This is a genomic window from Nostoc sp., from assembly GCF_036918015.1.
GTDB lineage: Bacteria > Cyanobacteriota > Cyanobacteriia > Cyanobacteriales > Nostocaceae > Nostoc.
The window spans coordinates 1-16,989 of sequence record NZ_JBALEO010000045.1; the positions used below are offsets into that span (position 1 = coordinate 1).

The window sequence follows — 16,989 nt, forward strand, 5'->3', positions numbered from 1 at the left end:
ATCGCCTCTCCCTGAAAAACTAGTTCTTTTATACTACTTTGGGAATTTCAAAATGGGGGTTAATACTCTATTTATTTCAAAATGAGAATTGCTGAATACATATTCTCTGGAAGTCTACCTGAAAATGCCAGCACCTACGTCATACGAGAAGCTGATGCACAGTTATATGAAGGACTGAAAACGGGGAAGTTTTGTTACGTATTAAATTCCAGACAGAGTGGGAAATCCAGCTTGCGTGTGCGAACCATGCAGCGATTGAGACATGATGGCGTACAGTGTGCAGCCGTTGACCTTTCTGCTGGAGGTATTCAGAATGTCCCTCCCGAACAATGGTATGCAGATTTAATTGACACACTCATTGATAGTTTTGGATTAGATTTAGATTTTGGTGATTGGTGGGAGGCGAATCAGTTAAATTCGCTAGTTACAAGATTTCGCAAGTTTTTGGAAGAAGTATTACTTGTTGAAGTTCAAGAGAGTATCGTTATTTTTATTGATGAGATTGATAGCGTACTCAGTCTAAATTTTCCTACAGATGACTTTTTTGCACTGATTCGCGCCTGTTATAACAAGCGTGTTGATAACCCTGAATATAATCGTCTCACTTTTTGTTTGCTTGGGGTTGCATCACCTAGTAATTTAATTGAAGACAAACAGCGTACTCCGTTTAACATTGCTAAGGCTATCTCGCTCAAGGGTTTTCAATTGCATGAGGCTGAACCATTAAAAAAGGGTTTGCAGAAGAAGTTTAATAATCCCCAGACAATAATGCAGGAGATTTTGCAATGGACGGGGGGACAACCATTTCTGACTCAAAAGCTCTGTCAGTTCATGGTTGAAGAATCTGAAAAAGAAAATCCACGTTCAGTAGAGCAAGTTGTCAGTTCACGGATTATTGAAAACTGGGAATCACAGGATGAGCCTGAGCATCTGCGAACTATTCAAGCTAGAATTCTGCGAGATGAACAACGGGCAGGATATTTACTAGAACTGTACCAACAAGTCCGACTGGCTGAAGAACAATCCGAGGTAACAGCAGATGATACTTTAGAACAAAGTGAGCTACAGCTTTCAGGTTTAGTTGTTAGACAGCAAGGGAAGCTGATAATCTATAACCAAATTTATCGAGAAATATTTGACTTCAATTGGATTGAAAACCAACTAAACAACCTGCGTCCCTATTCTGAGAATTTTCGCTTTTGGGTGGCTTCTAGAGGAACTGATGACTCACGGCTGCTGCGAGGCAAGGCTTTACAATCAGCAGAAGAATGGGCAAGGGATAAGAAATTAAGTTATCAAGATAAACAGTATTTAGCCGCTAGTAAAGAAAACGAAATTCAGGAGGAGATTGCTGTTAATGAACAAGAGGCTACATTAGAAAGAGAGAGGAAAGATAAGGAGGCAGCACAAGCCAGAAACCAATTACTTAGTAAGGCTAATCGGAAAGCTCAACGAATAACTAGTATTGGAGCAATTGCTTTAATTGTAACATTAATAGGATCGGTAATTGTAGGATTGTCCAGTAGAAAACGACTTGATGAAACTCACGATGAAGTTGTAGCTGTTCAAAATTTAAACAAACTAGCTGGAGTATTAGAGAAAAATACTGACTCTAATTCTGAAGGGATTACTTTTGATTCAAATGAAGCTTTGAGACTGTCCGCCTTATCTTTTAACGTTAGTAATCATCAACTTAAACAAGCATTAGTTTTTGCTACTACTTCACAAGCACATCAACAGTTAAAAAATCTGAAAGAGGCAGAATCAGAAATTAAGCAAAGTCAGGAGTTATTACAAAAAGCGGATCATAAAGTTTTAGAATCTAACCAAGGCTTACAAATTAAGGTATTAGTCCAGAAAAGTCAAGGTGATTTCCTAGCCCAGAACAAACAAACCCAGAATGCCATAGCATATTATACTAAAGCATTTAATATCCTAAAAGCTCATCCCAATCAAACTGATTTTACTAAAAATAATCAGTTGCTTACAGGCGAAAATATTGAATCAGTTCATCGAAGTTTAATTAAGCTAAACCCTCACAATGACACTAAAGGGGTAAAAGCATCACTAACAAAACATTTATATACTCAACTTGAATATTTTTTAAAGAATAAAAATTGGGAAGCGGCTGACACAGAAACATATAAACTCATGGTTAATATTGCTAAAAGAGAAAAAGAACAGTATTTAGATTTAAACTCTATTAATAATTTCTCTTGTTCAGACTTACAAAGAATAGACCAGCTTTGGATTAGCAATTCAGACAAGCTTTTCGGCTTTAGTGTGCAGAAGAAAATTTGGATAGATACAAAATATAGACTGGGTGTAAAACCAGAAGACTGGAATGACAAGGACTTAGAAAATTATTTGCGGTTTGCCAAGGCAGTAGGATGGTATAATGCCAGCAAACAGAATGAAAGCTCAGAAGGGTATTACGTGAGCTATAGCGAAGTAATAAAGGGCATAAAGGACAACCCTTTGAGATATAGGGGTGCGCTACCTGCGGTTAATTTTCCGTGGCCGTCAGGTTCAAAAGAGTTACACTTGGTATATGAGTATAAGACTCCTTCTCTCGCATTGCGACTTGTGAAGTGTAACATCTAAGGCTTTCAGAAGTTTGTAAATAATTACAACAGCCTCATTTTTCATGAAACAACAAGTTACGTTTTGGACGAGACATTACAAATACGTAAATGACAACATGAATAGTTTAGTTTATAGACTGTTGTACAGACTTACTACCCCTCCCAATCCACCAACACCCCATCCACAATCCCAATTCCCCACTGCGGAAACTTCGCCAAAAGCTTTTTAATCACAATCTGCAAAGCCGGATCGTCATTCCAGCATTGTTGGAGAAAGTCAAAACCAGGATTTTCCCCAACCAGAGAAGCCGTCTTCAGTTTTTCCATTCGCAATAGTCTAGCTTTGGATCTCATGGCGATGTCTTCAGTGGTAAACAACGCATCACTAGATTTTTGCACCTGATAATTGACTATAGATAGATTCCACTGCTTTTCAAACTTGCTGATTATTGCCCTCATGCTGGCGTAATACTTGCTGTCTAGCAAATATTGAATTACCCACAATGGGGGGCATTCTCCAAGGTTTGCTCTATCCAACCATTCAAATATCTCACTTTGATTTAATGACACGGGTGCGGCGGAACAAGTACCTTCATGACAGTCCCTCGCTTCAACACCACAATCCTGGTTTTCAACCAACAACGAAGCGGAATTATTTTGTTCTACTTGCCCCTGTGTTTGATTAGCGATCGCTTCCTTGGAAGAAAATTCATTTTGAGCAACGGGCGCGGCGGAACAAGTATCTTCATGAGGGTATATCGCTTCAACACCAGAGACTTGGTTTTCAGCCAACAAAGAAGCGGTATTACTCTGTGCATCATCCACAAGCGCCAGCGATGTACAGTCTATTGCTACAGGCAATTCTTCATTTTAGAGTTAATAGTGTATCTGACTTTTCCCGTTAAGTCTCTTTTGCAAGCTGCCAACCTTCACAGAGGTCATGCAATTTTAACCAGCCTCGCCACAGTACCTGAATGCCAATGGGTGTTTTGCTTCGATGTTCGAGGTAGCCACCAAGACGAGCAACAGCTTCAACAGCCCAACTAACAGTTAGTACCTTGGGCAGTTTGGGAGATTTAGCTTTCAAAATTCTCAGTTCTAGAGGATTCAGAATTTCAATGGCGGGGGCTGAAGGCTGGGTGCGGTGTAGATAAGTCAACTGCAAAAGTTCTACAGCAATTACACTCAAAAAGCCAACTAAGGTTTTCATACCCTCAGCAGCAAGTCTGTATCTTTCTACCTGACATCCAGACTTGAAAATTTTATGATACTCTTCAACCCGCCAACGATATGTATACCAGCTTAAAATCTGAGAAGCTGTCTGGATATCTGCAACAACTTCCGTGGTGAGCAACATCCATTCTACAGGTGTTCCACCTTCGGGGCAATCAATTTCTGTGGCATAAACAGCATACCTACATAAAGTTGGGGGTTCACTCAAACGCTTGAAACAAGCACAGAGTCTACTCTGGAAAGGAGTCAAACGCCGTTGAGTAAACACCGTTTTTTTGAGCAGATGTGTGTCGATCGATTAATGCCGCTAATTCTCCACAGTTAGCGATCGCTCTCTCGCGGTTCCGTGTCTGAATCATGCTGTTCTCACTCAAACTTTGCTTTTGTATTAATTATAGGAAAAATTCTCTGACTTGAGAGGATTAGGCAATCATTTGCCGGGTTTGTGTATTCAGGTCAAAGCTTTCTAAGCCTACTATAAAACCATGCAGTCAGCGAAGACCAATAATTGAATATTAAATCGTTGAACCAATCGAAGTTTTCAGCGCACATTTATTGAATCGCTAATCTCAACAATCAGGAAAATAATCATGACAAGCAACACAAAGATCGCATTAGTTACAGGAGCAAGCCGAGGGTTGGGCAAAAATACCGCTTTGACATTAGCGAAAAAAGAGATAAATGTCATCCTCACTTACCACAGCCGCGAGGCAGAAGCAAACAGCGTTGTCTCGACGATCGCCGAAACGGGTGGTAAAGCCGTTGCTCTACAACTAGATACTGGCAATACGAAAACCTTTGATGGGTTTGTAGTACAAGTCAAGCAAGCACTTCAAGAGAAGTGGCAGACCGAGCAGTTTGATTTCCTCGTGAATAATGCTGGCACTGGCATCTATGCACCTTTTGCCGGAACAACTGAGGAAGACTTCGATCGGATGATGAACATTCATGTGAAGGGCGTTTTCTTCTTAACCCAAAAACTGCTTCCTTTGATTAAAGATGGCGGACGGATTATCAATCTTTCAACTGGTCTTGCTCGTTCTACCCTACCAGGCTATGCCGCTTATGCCAGCGCGAAGGGCGCGATTGAGGTTTTAACCCGCTATCTAGCTAAGGAATTGGGTGAAAGACAGATTGCGGTGAATGCGATCGCACCAGGCGCAATCGAAACAGATTTTGGGGGTGGTGCAGTGCGTGACAATCCAGAAATCAACAGCTTCATTGCTTCGCAAACGGCTCTAGGTCGTGTAGGTATGCCCGACGATATTGGTGGCGCGATCGCATCACTGCTCTCTGAAGATAACAAATGGGTGAACGCTCAAAGAATTGAAGTTTCTGGCGGTCAGTTTCTTTAATTCAACCTAACTTTATCTAATCAAACGCAGAATTTATGAAATTTATAGTAACAGGTTCATTAGGAAACATTAGCAAGCCGCTTGCACAGGAATTAGTCCAAAAAGGTCATAGGGTGACGGTTATCAGCAGCAAGCCAGAAAAGCAAAAAGACATTGAAGCAATGGGTGCGATCGCCGCGATTGGCACATTGGAAGACGTTGATTTCCTAGTTTCCGCTTTTACAGGCAGTGATGCAGTGTATTGTATGGTGCCGCCAAACGATTATTTCGATCTTAGTCTTGACCTATTAGCTTATTATCGCAGAATCGGCAATAACTATACCCAAGCCATTCACCAGTCAGGAGTAAAGCGTGTAGTCAATTTAAGTACCATTGGCGCTCATCTAGAGAAAGGTTCAGGAATTCTGTTTGGCGCTCACAATGTTGAGAAGATTCTCAATGAATTATCATCAGATGTAGCCATTACCCATATTCGCCCAACGAGTTTCTACTACAACTTGTATGGCTATGTAGATACGATCAAAAATCAGGGTTTTATTGCCGCAAACTATGGTGCAGACAAAATTATCCCTTGGGTTTCTCCAATAGATATTGCTGCTGTAATTACTGAAGAACTTGTTACACCGTTTGTTGGTAGAAAAGTGCGGTATGTAGCAAGTGAAGAACTTACAGGCAACGAAACTGCGAGTATTTTAGGTACAGCTATTGGAAACCCTGATTTAAAGTGGAGAATTATTACCAATGAACAAATGCTAAGTAGTTTAGAAGGCGCTGGTATGAATCCACAAATTGCTGCTGGTTTAGTTGAAATGTATGCCAGCCTTTATAGCGGTTTACTAGCAGAGGATTATTATCGCCATAAACCAACAGTTATGGGAAAAGTTAAGCTGAAGGATTTTGCAAAGGAATTTGCTGCTGCTTTTTGATTCTGCCACGACTACCATTTACTTTTCATCGAACACCAAGCTGAAGCCGAAAGCAACCTATATTTGGCAAAAGTAATAGCGGCTCCAAGTTGATTCTCCATTGGAAGAGGCTTCGCCAACTAGAACGATTTCCGTGGCGGTACTGTTAGGGACAATCTAGAAGTCAATAAATTTATCGCCTCGCAAACAGCGCTCGGTCACGTTGGCTTTCTTAATTGTATCGGTAGTGCGTTAACGAAGTTTACCAAAGGTATCGCATCATTGCTTTCGCTAGACAACCGATGGGTGAACGCTCAGAGAATTGAAGTTTCTGACAGTCAACTTCTTTAAATCAAATCAACCTCAATCATGTCAAACGTAGAAAACAAAGCTGCGATCGTCAATAAAGCTAATGGCGGCAGTGAATCTATTAGTTGCCAGCGCGTGCAAGCTGTATACTGGCGAAAACCGATACAGAAAGCGATCGCGCTTTTATCCTCTACTCTACAGTAACGGCTGGGTTTCCACGTGCAATTGATGCGGCACAGGCATTACGGGAAGTCTTCGCCGCTCAATCTAGTAGTCCCCGAACTACAAAATAATCTAGCCTCACGAACGTAAAATAAACTGGAGATATTGTATGACTACTGATAACACCCAGAAAGTTGTAGTGATTACGGGTGCGAGTAGCGGCATTGGTGAAGCTACAGCCAGATTACTGGCAAAGAACGGGGCAAAAGTAGTTTTAGGAGCTCGACGCACTGATCGCCTAGAAGCGCTCGTCAAAGACATTCACGCCGACGGCGGAATAGCTGAATATCTTGCTCTCGATGTGACTCAACGAAGTCAAATGGCAGAAATCACGCAATTTACTCTCAGTAAGTTCGGTCGCGTGGATGTGCTAATTAACAATGCTGGAGTCATGCCATTATCAACCCTTGACCGATTGAAAGTTGAGGAATGGGATCTGATGATTGATGTCAATATCAAAGGTGTTTTGTACGGCATCGCGGCGGTACTACCGATTATGAAAGCCCAAAAATCCGGTCAAATTATTAATCTTTCTTCCATTGGCGGACATACTGTATATCCAACGGCGGCGGTTTACTGCGCTACCAAGTTTGCGGTTGGCGCGCTCTCTGAAGGATTGAGGCAGGAAGTTGGCGGTGATATCCGGGTGACGGTGATTTCTCCTGGCACAACAGAATCAGAGTTAGCCGATAGCATCAGCGATGAAACTGCTAAAAAAGGAATGGAAGAATTTAGACAAATATCTATTCCGGCTACCGCGATCGCTCGGTCAATTTTATTTGCGATCACTCAACCTAACGATGTTGATATCAGCGAAATTATAGTTAGACCAACAGCAAGTCCTTATTAAGTAGTTACAGAGCTGCAACTCTCCTAGCTGAGGATGCGATCGCCGCTCTCGAATTTCAGATGAAGATCAATGTATATGGATTGATCTACATGGCTCAGGCGTTTGCCCCAGTACTCAAAGCCAATGGAGGTGGTGTCTTTGTCCAAATCAATTCTGTTGCTTCGCTCAAAGGTTTCCCAAACTCTGCTTACGTAATCGGCTGGCTGGTTGCTAAATTATCTGTAAGGTTCAATCAAAAAGTATGCTTATCGTGTCGGATCGTCACTGACTTGAACAATTAGCTTGCCGAAGTTTTTCCCTTGTAGTAAGCCGATGAAGGCGTGCGGGGAGTTTTCCAGTTTCTGTACAACATCTTCCTTGTACTTGAGCTTACCTTCTTGCAACCACCCAGAAACATCTTTGACAAACTCTGCCTGCCGATGTTGGTAATCACCCACAAGAAATCCTTTGATTAACGCCCGTTTAACCAACAGCGGCATTAAATTAGGGCCAGGAGGAGAATTTTCGGCATTATACTGTGAGATTAAACCAACCAATGGGATTCTTGCTCCTTGATTAATGTGCTGCAACACCGCTTCTAAAATCGGGCCAGCTGTATTGTCAAAGTAAACATCGACCCCGTTCGGACAAGCAGCTTTTAGGGCTGAACTCAGTTCTTGAGTTTTACGGTTAATACAGGCATCAAACCCTAATTCTTTCGTCACATAATTGCATTTTGCATCACTCCCAGCGACTCCTACCACCCGACAGCCTTTGATTTTGGCAATTTGACCCACTACAGAACCGACTGCACCAGAGGCGGCAGAAACAACAACCGTTTCGCCAGTTTTGGGTTGCCCAACATCAAGCAGAGCAAAATATGCCGTCATTCCGGGCATTCCCGTTACGCCCAACGCATAGGAAATGCGAGCTTGATTGGGGTCAAGCTTACGCAAAGTTTCGCCTTTCGATATGCCATAGGCTTGCCAGCCGTCATAACCAAGCACAAAATCTCCGGTTGAAAATTGGGGATGGTTAGATTTCATCACTTGGCTAACTGTGCCACCGACCATCACAGACCCCAGTTCTACTGGAGCAGCATAAGACTCGCGAGCGCTCATACGACCACGCATATAAGGGTCAAGGGACAGGTAGATCGTCCGATTGAGGACTTCACCTTCCCCTGGTTCTGGAATTGCTGTTTCGACAAGGGCAAAGTCGCTCTCTTTCGGTTCTCCAAGCGGACGGCTTTTGAGTAAGATTTGTTGGTTAATTGAACTAGTCATTGGTTATGCCTGCTTATTTACTCATTTTTTCTATCAAAAATACAAGTCGTCTTGAAAGCACCCTTATTACATACAGTAGCTTGTCTTATGTAATGGGCAGATCGCGAATCCGTTTGCCTGTAGCGTAATAGACCGCATTGGCATCGCGGCAAGTAACACATGTGTCTAAGCAGGTCCTTTGTAGCCAAAGGAACCGCCAACAAACTGCTGAATCACACGAATCTTTTCGTGCGGCATTTGCAGCCACTCAGCTACAGCATTGCGGATGCCGTAAACCCAAGTATTTGGTTCGTACAATGTCAGGAAATCACCTGACCCAACTGCGATTGTAGGAAGAGATGCGATCGTTAAACACACAAACTTCAACAGAAATCTTGTGTTACAGTCCGTAAAAGCTCATACTGAAGCTGGATGTGACCTAAACCCTCGCTTTCACTAGCCTAGCCATGCCTCAAGACAACTACTAGACTTGAAAGAATTACTAGAAAGATTATTAAACGATGGTGAACTAATTATTAAGTGGGATAGAAAAATCAAGAATAAGAGTAATGCTGTTATTGCAAGTTAAATGTCCGACAGCTTAGTACTTTTGCGCAAAGGATGTTGACTGTTGTGACTACCCTCAAGTCTCAGCGTCGAAATGTCTTGGAATTTGTGACTTAAGCCGTTAGTGCTAAACGCCAGGGTCAACTAACTCATTCTTTACTTCCACAAGTTCCTGCCGAGTAAAGTTGCTGTCAAAAAAGCTGCTTAAAACCACGAATTTATACAGTGCCATTATCCGTATTATGGTAAGGCGACTGGCATAACATTTAACTTCTTAAAACTTTTCAAACAGCCTATTAGCACACTTTATTAAATTAAGGAAGTAGATGAAAACAGATAAATATTTATTCACAGAGAAATTTAATTCATTGTCCGATGAAAAATCACGTATTCTTCTAGTATCAATGCGTGAAATCGCTAACTTAGTAGCTTTATGTAACTTATATGAGTTTGAAGATATAATTTTCGAGAACGATGCCGCTGATCTGCTCAAATTATTGAGTGCTGACAACAGTGTAACGCGAAAAATCTACAAGATTACTAAACATTTGACTAATTCTAAACCATTAGCTGACTTCCTTGTACCAGGAGCTGATCCATACTTTTTTAACAAAGAGTATGAATTGTTCTTTCCTACATTTAATTCTCCTTTTGAACTGTTCGCGCTGCATTCATTCAAAAATTGGCGGCAAAAATGCAATCAGGCAGTTTGCTATATATTCGAGTTTTGGGAATCATATCTTCAGCCTTCTAATTTCTATTTTTTGGAGTTTTTAAAAGATTTCGATCATATTTTTGTCGGTACAAAAAATTCTATCGAGGCAATCACTAAACTCACTGGTCGTCCTTGTACTTATCTGCCACCTGGGGTAGACACATTAAAATTCAGCCCCTATCCCTTATTGCCTTACCGCAGTATTGATGTTTGTAACCTGGGTCGTCGTTCACCTGTAACCCATCAAGCCCTATTAGAGTTTGCATAACAGCAACAAGTTTTTTATTACTACGATACCATCAAAATTTCTGGAATAAAAAATGCTACTAAACAACAAACCTTTGCGGTGAACAATGCTAAAGAACACCGGAGTTTATTAGCTAATTTGATTAAGAGAAGCCGTTATTTCTTTGCCAATCGCGCACGAGTTAATGAGGTGGAATTCATAAAAAATAACCAAGAGTTTGGTTCTCGCTTTTTTGAGGGTGCTGCTGCTGGAACAATCATGCTTGGTGAGCCTCCCATTTCAAAGGAATTTGACAAATATTTTGATTGGCCTGATGCTATTATCAAAATTCCTTTTGATGCTCCTGAAATCGGTGAGATTATCGCAGATTTGGATGCTCAACCCGAACGATTGGCAAGAATTAGGAAAGATAATGTTGTCAACTCACTACTGCGACATGATTGGATATATCGCTTGCAAACAATTCTTGAGTCAGTAGATGTTAAACCTAGTGAAATCATGTTGTCTAGAAAGGCCAAGTTGAAGAACTTAGCCAATCAGATCCACCAAATACCTGATGGATCATTGGTTCGTTCTTTCTCTTCATAATTGATACGCAAAGAAATAACGGTAGAGACAGCATGGCGTTGAGAATGGAAACGATTGCTGAAATATGCGCTTTAGTTGACGGGCGAATTTGTTACTCATCCCACTTCACCAACATCCCATCTACAGCCACCAACCCCCACTGCGGAAACTTCACCAGTAGTTTCTTGATCGCTATCACAAGTGCCGGATCGTCATTCCAACACGAGAGCAAGAAGTCCAACCCTGGATTCTCCCCCGAATTCGCCGCAAGTTTGAGTTTCTGCATACGCTCCGGTCGCACATTAGACCTCGCTACAATCGCCTCATGCGACCATTTTTCAGCACTGGTGACAGACGCGGCGGAACCTTCACCCTCATCAACTACTTTGACTTCTACACTCGAAACTGAATTTTCAACTAACAACGAAGTGGGATTACTTTGTTCTACTTCCTCCTGTGTTTCATAAGCGATGTCTACGACGGGCTATTCGGCGTCGCTGAAGTTGAAGAAAATTCATTTTGAGCATTCAATACTTGATAACGCAACCCAGTATTGTTTGCATTCGCGGGAACTCTCACATAAGTTTCTATTCAATTAATATCCCCAGCAAGTGGGAATTATGCTAGCTGCTGCAACCCTTTATTGAGCATCCATAAAAACAAACAGATGGGCTACTTTTCCATTTTCTATGACAAAAAAATCCATGCCGGTTAAGACATTTGGCTGGGGATCGGTGCGAATATCCCAGAATAGCCGAGCCCCATTTTGCGTACTTTCCATCGGTTTTGTTGCCACAAAATTGAAATTAGCATCTTCCGCAAATAGCTTGTCGATAAAGTCAGAAACGGCGCTAATGTCGGTAAGGATAAAATCCTTGTCATACATTTTTATATCGTCTGCATAGATGGTTTGCATCAATGCATCACGCGTTGTACGGTCTTTTTCATTCCAGACAGCAGTATGTGTTTGCTGGAGATAATTCATTGCCTGTGCATCCATGAGTAGACTGGCTAGTTTGTTTTCTAAAACGATATGACTTTACGCCCAAAAGTAAGCGTTGTCTTTGATGCGGAACGTTGATGGTTTCCATTCAATTAATATCCCCAGCGAGTGGGAATTCAATTAAATTAGAGCAAGAACGCTCCGTGAAATTGAGTCCTGACTGGTTAAGGCAGGTACTCAAAAAAAGGGGGTCATTTGGAAGCGAACACGAAAAAGTCATAAGGGGAAACAAGACCCGGTAGTACAGCAAATCAAACAGGCTGACTTAGAAATGCTGGAATTATCTGCGGCTGTTGGCGAAATAGATTTAAAGTATTTGGATGAATCAGGATTTTGTGCTTGGAGCGAACCGAGTTACAGTTATTACTTCCGAGGTCAGCAAAAACGCTTGGAGCAGAGTAAACGCAGGGGACGAAGGTTAAGTATTATTGGGTTTCTTCAACCGCTAATTAGTTTTGTGTACGGTTTGGTGATTGGCGGCGTTTCGCGCAATTCCTATATCCAAATGATGGAGATTGAAGCACTTGAAGCCCAAAAATCAGGACGTGTCAGAGTAATCGTTCAGGACAACGGCCCGATACATCGGTGTAAAGAAGTACAGCAATTATGGTCAAAGTGGGAAGACATGGGTTTGTACATCTTCTTTTTACCCAAATATTGTTCTGAGATGAATCCAATTGAATTGGAGTGGCAACACCTCAAAAAAGATGAACTTGCCTCGAAAACTTTTGAGGATGAGTTAGACCTTGCCTATGCTGTCATTAATGGAGTTCAAACAAGAGGAGAAAAAGGAAACTACAGTACACAACGTGTAAAATTTAACTCAAATTCTTCTGCTTAATTGTTTGTTACATAGTAACTATTCAGCAATTTTGCATGGGTAAGTATCCAGTCACTCAGGCACAGTGGAAAGCCGTAGTAGCACTACCGAAAGTAAACATTGAGCTAAAAGCTGACCCATCGAATTTCAAAGGGGATAAACTACCTGTAGAGCAAGTATCTTGGTACGATGCGGTTGAGTTTTGCGATCGCTTGTCCTCCCATACAAAAAGACAATATCGGCTACCCAGTGAAGCAGAATGGGAATATGCGTATAGAGCCGGAACAACCACCCCATTCCACTTTGGCGAGACAATTACATCACAACTGGTAAACTACGATGCCAGACAAGTTTATGGCAGAGGTGTAAAAGGAACCTACAGAGCGGAGACTACACCTGTGGGCAGTTTTAACGAAGCTAACAGCTTTGGATTATACGATATGCACGGAAACGTCTTTGAATACTGTCTTGATGATTGGCACGATAATTATAAAGGTGCGCCAACAGATGGAAGTGCATGGTTTAATAACAAGAATGATAATCTCTCTCAAAAGCATGGACGTACCGTGCTGCGGGGCGGTTCCTGGTACGGCAATCCTGAGAGCTGCCGTTCCGCGTATCGCAGCAACTACGACACGCGCGTCAACCTCGTCAACAATTTTGGTTTTCGTATTGTGTGCGCTGCCGGGAGGATTCTTTAGTAGCCCTTTATACTTTTCCTCTTTTGTCCTTTGCTCTTGTTTCTTTACCCTTGCTTAGTGTAGCGAAGCGGAACGATCTATTTTTTTTGAAATCAAGGTTGGGTAGCTTGGTAGGTGCAAATCGAACAGTTGCTCAACCCTACAACAGCAGATTCCTGTCCTTGGTGAATGGGATCACTCTTAGGCAGCTGTAATCCCATAATGGAGTTACGCTATTTAACTGACAGGATTATCAGACATGGTTTCATCAGAATTACTGAATATACTGCAAGGACTTAGCCATGTTGAAAAACTTTATATTGTGCAAGTTTTGATTTCAGGATTAGCCCAACAGGAGGCAGACTTAATTAAAACAGAGCAATCCTATCCTGTCTGGTCGCCATATAATGCTTTTGAAGCAGCAAACACGATGCTAGAAGTTTTGCAAGCAACACAAAATCAAAACAATGCCGAAGCAAAGCTTTCATGCCTTACATCTGTATCAGATTTTTCATGAAATGGTATCACTAGATTTTTGCACCTGATAATTGACTACAGATATATTCCACTGCTTCTCAAACTTACTGATTGTTGCCCTCATGCTGGCGTAATACTTGCTGTCTAGCAAATATTGAATTACCCACAATGGAGGGCATTCTCCAAGGTTTGCTCTATCCAACCATTCAAATATCTCACTTTGATTTAATGACACGGGCGCGACGGAACAAGCACCTTCATCACAGTCTTTCGGCTCAAAACCAGAGACTTGATTTTCTCCCGATAACGAAGCGGAATTACTTTGTTCTGCCTGCCCCTGTATTTGATTAGCGATCGCAGCAGACTTGGACTGTTGTGCTTCCGGTTTCCTTCCCTCTTTGCAAATAGCCACAAACACAGCTTCCGGTGACTTGATTCCAATCCTCTTTCGTAACGCCTCCTTCAAATATGCGACAATGGACAAGAATTCATCAAATTTGCTAATGTTAAAGAAATACTGGTAAAGACGGCGGGAGCGTTGGGAATGGGAACGAGTGCTAGAATATGCCAGTAATTGGGATGTGCAGATGTAGATGTGTTCACAAACCGTTGCCAAAAATCTCTAATAATTCGTTAAGCTTATTAAAAATAAAAATACAAATACACTGTTGTAAAACTTTTGTTAGTAAAAGGTGAATCCAAGCATAGAGTTTGTAGTAACGAAACGATTGATTATACGTCGGATGGCAGAGACAGATTTGCTTGATTTTCTAGCATATCAAACTCACCCGGAAGTTTTACGCTATACACCTATAGAACCGCTAACTCAGGAACGAGCAATACAATTTCTTGCCCGACAAGCAGTAGTAGAAATTGGCGATGAAGGTGGCTATATCGTGTTTGCCATTCACCATGTAGGTGATGTCAAAATGATTGGTGAGATTGGCATCAACTTCTTACCAAAAGCAGAGAGTAAAGGCGAAATCGGATGGTCACTTCACCCAAATTATCAAGGGTGTGGTTACGCAACAGAAGCAGCACAAGTATTACTTGCTTATGGTTTTAGACACCACAAATTACACCGAATTACTTCAATTTGCGACACACGTAATACGGCATCATATATGCTTATGCAACGTCTTGGTATGCGACGTGAAGGACATCTCAAACAAAGCCAGTTGATCCAAGGCGCTTGGCAGGACGAATATATTTACGCCTTGCTTATTGAAGAATGGCTTTTCCAACAAAGCATCATCACAGACAAGTAGAATCTGCCGATAGTGCATAAATAAAGGTCGAAACTACATAGTATTATATTAGCGATCGCCACCGGAAAGCGCGGGTACGCCATGACTACTCATTCCAATCAACTAATACCTCATCCACAATCGCAATCCCCCACTGCCGAAACTTCGCCAATAATTTCTTGATCACAATCTGCAAAGCCGGGTCATCACTCCAACACTCTCGCAAAAAATCAAACCCCGGATTGTCGCCAGAATTCGCCGCTCGATTTAGTTTTTCCCTTCTTAAAGGTCGCATATTTGACCTCGCTACAATCGCCTCATGTGACCATTTCTCAGGACTGGTAACAGGCGCGGCTCAGAAATTATACTTTTATAATGGCAGTGAGTCCAAACGAATCAATCGCATTATAAATTTAAGTAGCGATGCCTTTAAAATATAAAATGACAGCGATAGTAATGTAACAATCGCTCTATGAATCAGGAATCGCCTCAATTCATCAACCATATTGTTTCAAGTTTGCGGTCAATTGAGGGAATTACAGCTATCTCATTGGGCGGTTCACGGGCACGGGGCAACCACACCAATAAGTCAGATGTAGATTTGGGAATTTATTATAATTCAGAAAACCCGCCCGATTTAATTGCTCTAAATCGCCTTGCCTCTGAGCTTGATGATAACCATCGGGTAAATTTGATTACTGTGATTGGTGGATGGGGAAAGTGGATTAATGGCGGCGGTTGGCTACAAGTTCAAGGTATAGGTGTAGATTTTCTCTATCGTGATTTGGCGAAGGTCAATCGTGTGATTGATGATTGCCATGCTGGACAAATTACTATTGATTATCAACCAGGACATCCTCATGGTTTTGTATCCTCGATTTATATGGGCGAAATTGCTATTTGTCAGGTACTTTACGACCCAGATGGTGTTTTAGAAGCTTTGAAGCTCAAAACAAAGCCTTATCCAGTTAGGCTCAAACACGCAACTATTGACACTTTCGCCTGGGAAATCAGTTTCTCGCTGGTGGTTGCAAAAAAAGCGATTGCACGCGATGATGTTGTTTACGCAGCAGGTTGTTGTTTCCGCAGTGTGGCGTGTATGAATCAGGTTTTATTCGCCCTCAATGAAGATTACCTGCTGAATGAAAAGGGAGCGGTGGCAATCGCAAGTACATTTGCTATTTGCCCTACTGACTATCAACAACGGGTTGAGCAAGCGATCGCACTTTTAGCTGCTTCTTCAAAATCGATAGCTGAGGCGATTGCGATTCTTGAGGCGATTGAGGATGATTTGAGTCAATGGTATGGAAATCGGCGATTATCAATGTAATTTTATGGCAATTGAGTTATTCAAGTTCAGGTAGCCAAATTTCTGCAATGCCGAATAGCCCGTCGTAGACATCGCTACTTGTCCCCACATCAATACTTCCCACGCTAAATGCTAAATTTTATTTAGCCACCCAGCAGGAGTTTTCTTTTTCTTATGTGGTTCTGGTCTGCCGATTTAGTAGAACAAGAGTTATTTGATTTGTACGCTCCAGCCCTGCAATCGCTCGGTGTAAATTTTAATGACGAGCAACTCCAAGACACTCTAGAAGCATCCAGCTATTGTTTAGAAGATGCTCTCAGGAGCGCAATCGTTTACATACTCTGGCTCGAAGAAAACCTGAAGCCGATCTACCCGACTGCGATACTGCTCGACGCACTGGCAAATCAATGGCGCACCAAGTACTGGAAACCGGAGTATTTAGAACTTGAACAGTTGCTATCCCCCGGAAAGCGCTGGTGGAGGGCAGCAGTGGATATGTGGGGTTACGACGAGCGTAATCAATTGGTTGCAGACATATTTGACGACCACGGGCAGGAATTTATTAAGTTCCGAAATGGTAAAGAAATCGTATAAATTTCCAAGCTTGGGTGCGATCGCCAACTTTGAAGAGATAGGGCTGCCGTAGTAGAGTTA

The 16,989-nt window shown here is 41.9% G+C and carries 21 protein-coding genes and 2 pseudogenes; 14 read left to right on the forward strand and 9 right to left on the reverse strand.

The window, feature by feature from the left end:
* The first annotated feature begins 81 nt into the window (after nucleotides 1-81).
* A complete protein-coding gene (locus V7K61_RS10350; protein ID WP_335053251.1) occupies nucleotides 82-2,604 on the forward strand; it encodes an AAA-like domain-containing protein in 2,523 nt (840 codons plus the stop codon).
* Between the two features lie 134 nt (nucleotides 2,605-2,738).
* Here the strand turns inward: V7K61_RS10350 and V7K61_RS10355 are convergent, their stop codons facing one another.
* From V7K61_RS10355 to V7K61_RS10365, 3 genes and pseudogenes are all read right to left on the reverse strand, one after another.
* Nucleotides 2,739-3,446: a hypothetical protein gene (locus V7K61_RS10355; protein WP_335053252.1), complete on the reverse strand. Its 708-nt coding sequence runs from the start codon at nucleotides 3,444-3,446 to the stop codon at nucleotides 2,739-2,741.
* Nucleotides 3,447-3,486: 40 nt separating this feature from the next.
* Nucleotides 3,487-4,029: pseudogene (locus tag V7K61_RS10360) on the reverse strand (IS4 family transposase); the annotation flags it as partial.
* 19 nt (nucleotides 4,030-4,048) lie between these two features.
* Nucleotides 4,049-4,177, reverse strand: a complete 129-nt coding sequence (locus tag V7K61_RS10365) for a hypothetical protein (RefSeq protein ID WP_335053253.1) — start codon at nucleotides 4,175-4,177, stop codon at nucleotides 4,049-4,051.
* 231 nt (nucleotides 4,178-4,408) lie between these two features.
* On the opposite strand from V7K61_RS10365, the gene V7K61_RS10370 reads away from it, so the two are divergent.
* The 5 genes from V7K61_RS10370 to V7K61_RS10390 all read left to right on the forward strand — a co-directional run bounded on the left by V7K61_RS10370 (nucleotide 4,409) and on the right by V7K61_RS10390 (nucleotide 7,740).
* Complete coding sequence (locus V7K61_RS10370) at nucleotides 4,409-5,173, forward strand: SDR family oxidoreductase (RefSeq protein ID WP_335053254.1); 765 nt, start codon at nucleotides 4,409-4,411, stop codon at nucleotides 5,171-5,173.
* A gap of 35 nt (nucleotides 5,174-5,208) precedes the next feature.
* Nucleotides 5,209-6,099 (forward strand): NAD(P)H-binding protein, encoded by an 891-nt coding sequence (locus tag V7K61_RS10375; protein WP_335053255.1) that lies wholly within the window; start codon nucleotides 5,209-5,211, stop codon nucleotides 6,097-6,099.
* 348 nt (nucleotides 6,100-6,447) lie between these two features.
* Nucleotides 6,448-6,591 (forward strand): hypothetical protein, encoded by a 144-nt coding sequence (locus V7K61_RS10380; protein ID WP_335053256.1) that lies wholly within the window; start codon nucleotides 6,448-6,450, stop codon nucleotides 6,589-6,591.
* 127 nt (nucleotides 6,592-6,718) lie between these two features.
* The gene (locus V7K61_RS10385) at nucleotides 6,719-7,459 is read left to right on the forward strand and encodes an SDR family oxidoreductase (RefSeq protein WP_335053257.1); all 741 of its coding nucleotides are present in this window, start codon (nucleotides 6,719-6,721) and stop codon (nucleotides 7,457-7,459) included.
* A 59-nt stretch (nucleotides 7,460-7,518) separates the two neighbouring features.
* The gene (locus tag V7K61_RS10390) at nucleotides 7,519-7,740 is read left to right on the forward strand and encodes a hypothetical protein (RefSeq protein ID WP_335053258.1); all 222 of its coding nucleotides are present in this window, start codon (nucleotides 7,519-7,521) and stop codon (nucleotides 7,738-7,740) included.
* Here V7K61_RS10390 and V7K61_RS10395 read toward each other — a convergent pair.
* Both V7K61_RS10395 and V7K61_RS10400 read right to left on the reverse strand, forming a co-directional pair.
* Nucleotides 7,705-8,724 (reverse strand): NADP-dependent oxidoreductase, encoded by a 1,020-nt coding sequence (locus V7K61_RS10395; RefSeq protein WP_335053259.1) that lies wholly within the window; start codon nucleotides 8,722-8,724, stop codon nucleotides 7,705-7,707. The genes V7K61_RS10390 and V7K61_RS10395 overlap by 36 nt on opposite strands.
* Nucleotides 8,725-8,889: 165 nt before the next feature.
* Nucleotides 8,890-9,081, reverse strand: a complete 192-nt coding sequence (locus V7K61_RS10400) for a molybdopterin cofactor-binding domain-containing protein (RefSeq protein WP_335053284.1) — start codon at nucleotides 9,079-9,081, stop codon at nucleotides 8,890-8,892.
* Between the two features lie 515 nt (nucleotides 9,082-9,596).
* On the opposite strand from V7K61_RS10400, the gene V7K61_RS10405 reads away from it, so the two are divergent.
* Nucleotides 9,597-10,253 (forward strand): hypothetical protein, encoded by a 657-nt coding sequence (locus V7K61_RS10405; protein WP_335053260.1) that lies wholly within the window; start codon nucleotides 9,597-9,599, stop codon nucleotides 10,251-10,253.
* Nucleotides 10,254-10,331: 78 nt separating this feature from the next.
* Nucleotides 10,332-10,820: a glycosyltransferase gene (locus tag V7K61_RS10410; protein ID WP_335053261.1), complete on the forward strand. Its 489-nt coding sequence runs from the start codon at nucleotides 10,332-10,334 to the stop codon at nucleotides 10,818-10,820.
* A 91-nt stretch (nucleotides 10,821-10,911) separates the two neighbouring features.
* On the opposite strand, the gene V7K61_RS10415 is transcribed toward V7K61_RS10410, so the two are convergent.
* Both V7K61_RS10415 and V7K61_RS10420 read right to left on the reverse strand, forming a co-directional pair.
* Entirely contained in the window at nucleotides 10,912-11,223 is a 312-nt protein-coding gene (locus V7K61_RS10415) for a hypothetical protein (protein WP_335053262.1), read from the reverse strand.
* A 216-nt stretch (nucleotides 11,224-11,439) separates the two neighbouring features.
* On the reverse strand, nucleotides 11,440-11,799 hold the full coding sequence (locus tag V7K61_RS10420) for a nuclear transport factor 2 family protein (protein WP_335053263.1): 360 nt from the start codon (nucleotides 11,797-11,799) through the stop codon (nucleotides 11,440-11,442).
* Nucleotides 11,800-11,918: 119 nt separating this feature from the next.
* Here V7K61_RS10420 and V7K61_RS10425 point away from each other — a divergent pair.
* The 3 genes and pseudogenes from V7K61_RS10425 to V7K61_RS10435 all read left to right on the forward strand — a co-directional run.
* Nucleotides 11,919-12,643 (forward strand): annotated as a pseudogene (locus tag V7K61_RS10425) (IS630 family transposase); the annotation flags it as partial.
* A 20-nt stretch (nucleotides 12,644-12,663) separates the two neighbouring features.
* The gene (locus V7K61_RS10430) at nucleotides 12,664-13,323 is read left to right on the forward strand and encodes a formylglycine-generating enzyme family protein (RefSeq protein WP_335053285.1); all 660 of its coding nucleotides are present in this window, start codon (nucleotides 12,664-12,666) and stop codon (nucleotides 13,321-13,323) included.
* A 238-nt stretch (nucleotides 13,324-13,561) separates the two neighbouring features.
* Entirely contained in the window at nucleotides 13,562-13,819 is a 258-nt protein-coding gene (locus V7K61_RS10435; RefSeq protein ID WP_335053264.1) for a hypothetical protein, read from the forward strand.
* Here V7K61_RS10435 and V7K61_RS10440 read toward each other — a convergent pair.
* Nucleotides 13,814-14,395: a hypothetical protein gene (locus V7K61_RS10440; protein WP_335053265.1), complete on the reverse strand. Its 582-nt coding sequence runs from the start codon at nucleotides 14,393-14,395 to the stop codon at nucleotides 13,814-13,816. The two genes, V7K61_RS10435 and V7K61_RS10440, sit on opposite strands and share 6 nt — an antisense overlap.
* A gap of 76 nt (nucleotides 14,396-14,471) precedes the next feature.
* On the opposite strand from V7K61_RS10440, the gene V7K61_RS10445 reads away from it, so the two are divergent.
* Entirely contained in the window at nucleotides 14,472-15,047 is a 576-nt protein-coding gene (locus V7K61_RS10445; protein ID WP_335053266.1) for a GNAT family N-acetyltransferase, read from the forward strand.
* Between the two features lie 85 nt (nucleotides 15,048-15,132).
* On the opposite strand, the gene V7K61_RS10450 is transcribed toward V7K61_RS10445, so the two are convergent.
* On the reverse strand, nucleotides 15,133-15,321 hold the full coding sequence (locus V7K61_RS10450; RefSeq protein ID WP_335053267.1) for a hypothetical protein: 189 nt from the start codon (nucleotides 15,319-15,321) through the stop codon (nucleotides 15,133-15,135).
* Nucleotides 15,322-15,498: 177 nt separating this feature from the next.
* Between V7K61_RS10450 and V7K61_RS10455 the strand changes: the two genes are divergently transcribed.
* Entirely contained in the window at nucleotides 15,499-16,356 is an 858-nt protein-coding gene (locus V7K61_RS10455; RefSeq protein ID WP_114085922.1) for a nucleotidyltransferase domain-containing protein, read from the forward strand.
* Between the two features lie 153 nt (nucleotides 16,357-16,509).
* Complete coding sequence (locus tag V7K61_RS10460; RefSeq protein WP_335053268.1) at nucleotides 16,510-16,929, forward strand: hypothetical protein; 420 nt, start codon at nucleotides 16,510-16,512, stop codon at nucleotides 16,927-16,929.
* Nucleotides 16,930-16,989: the final 60 nt, after the last annotated feature.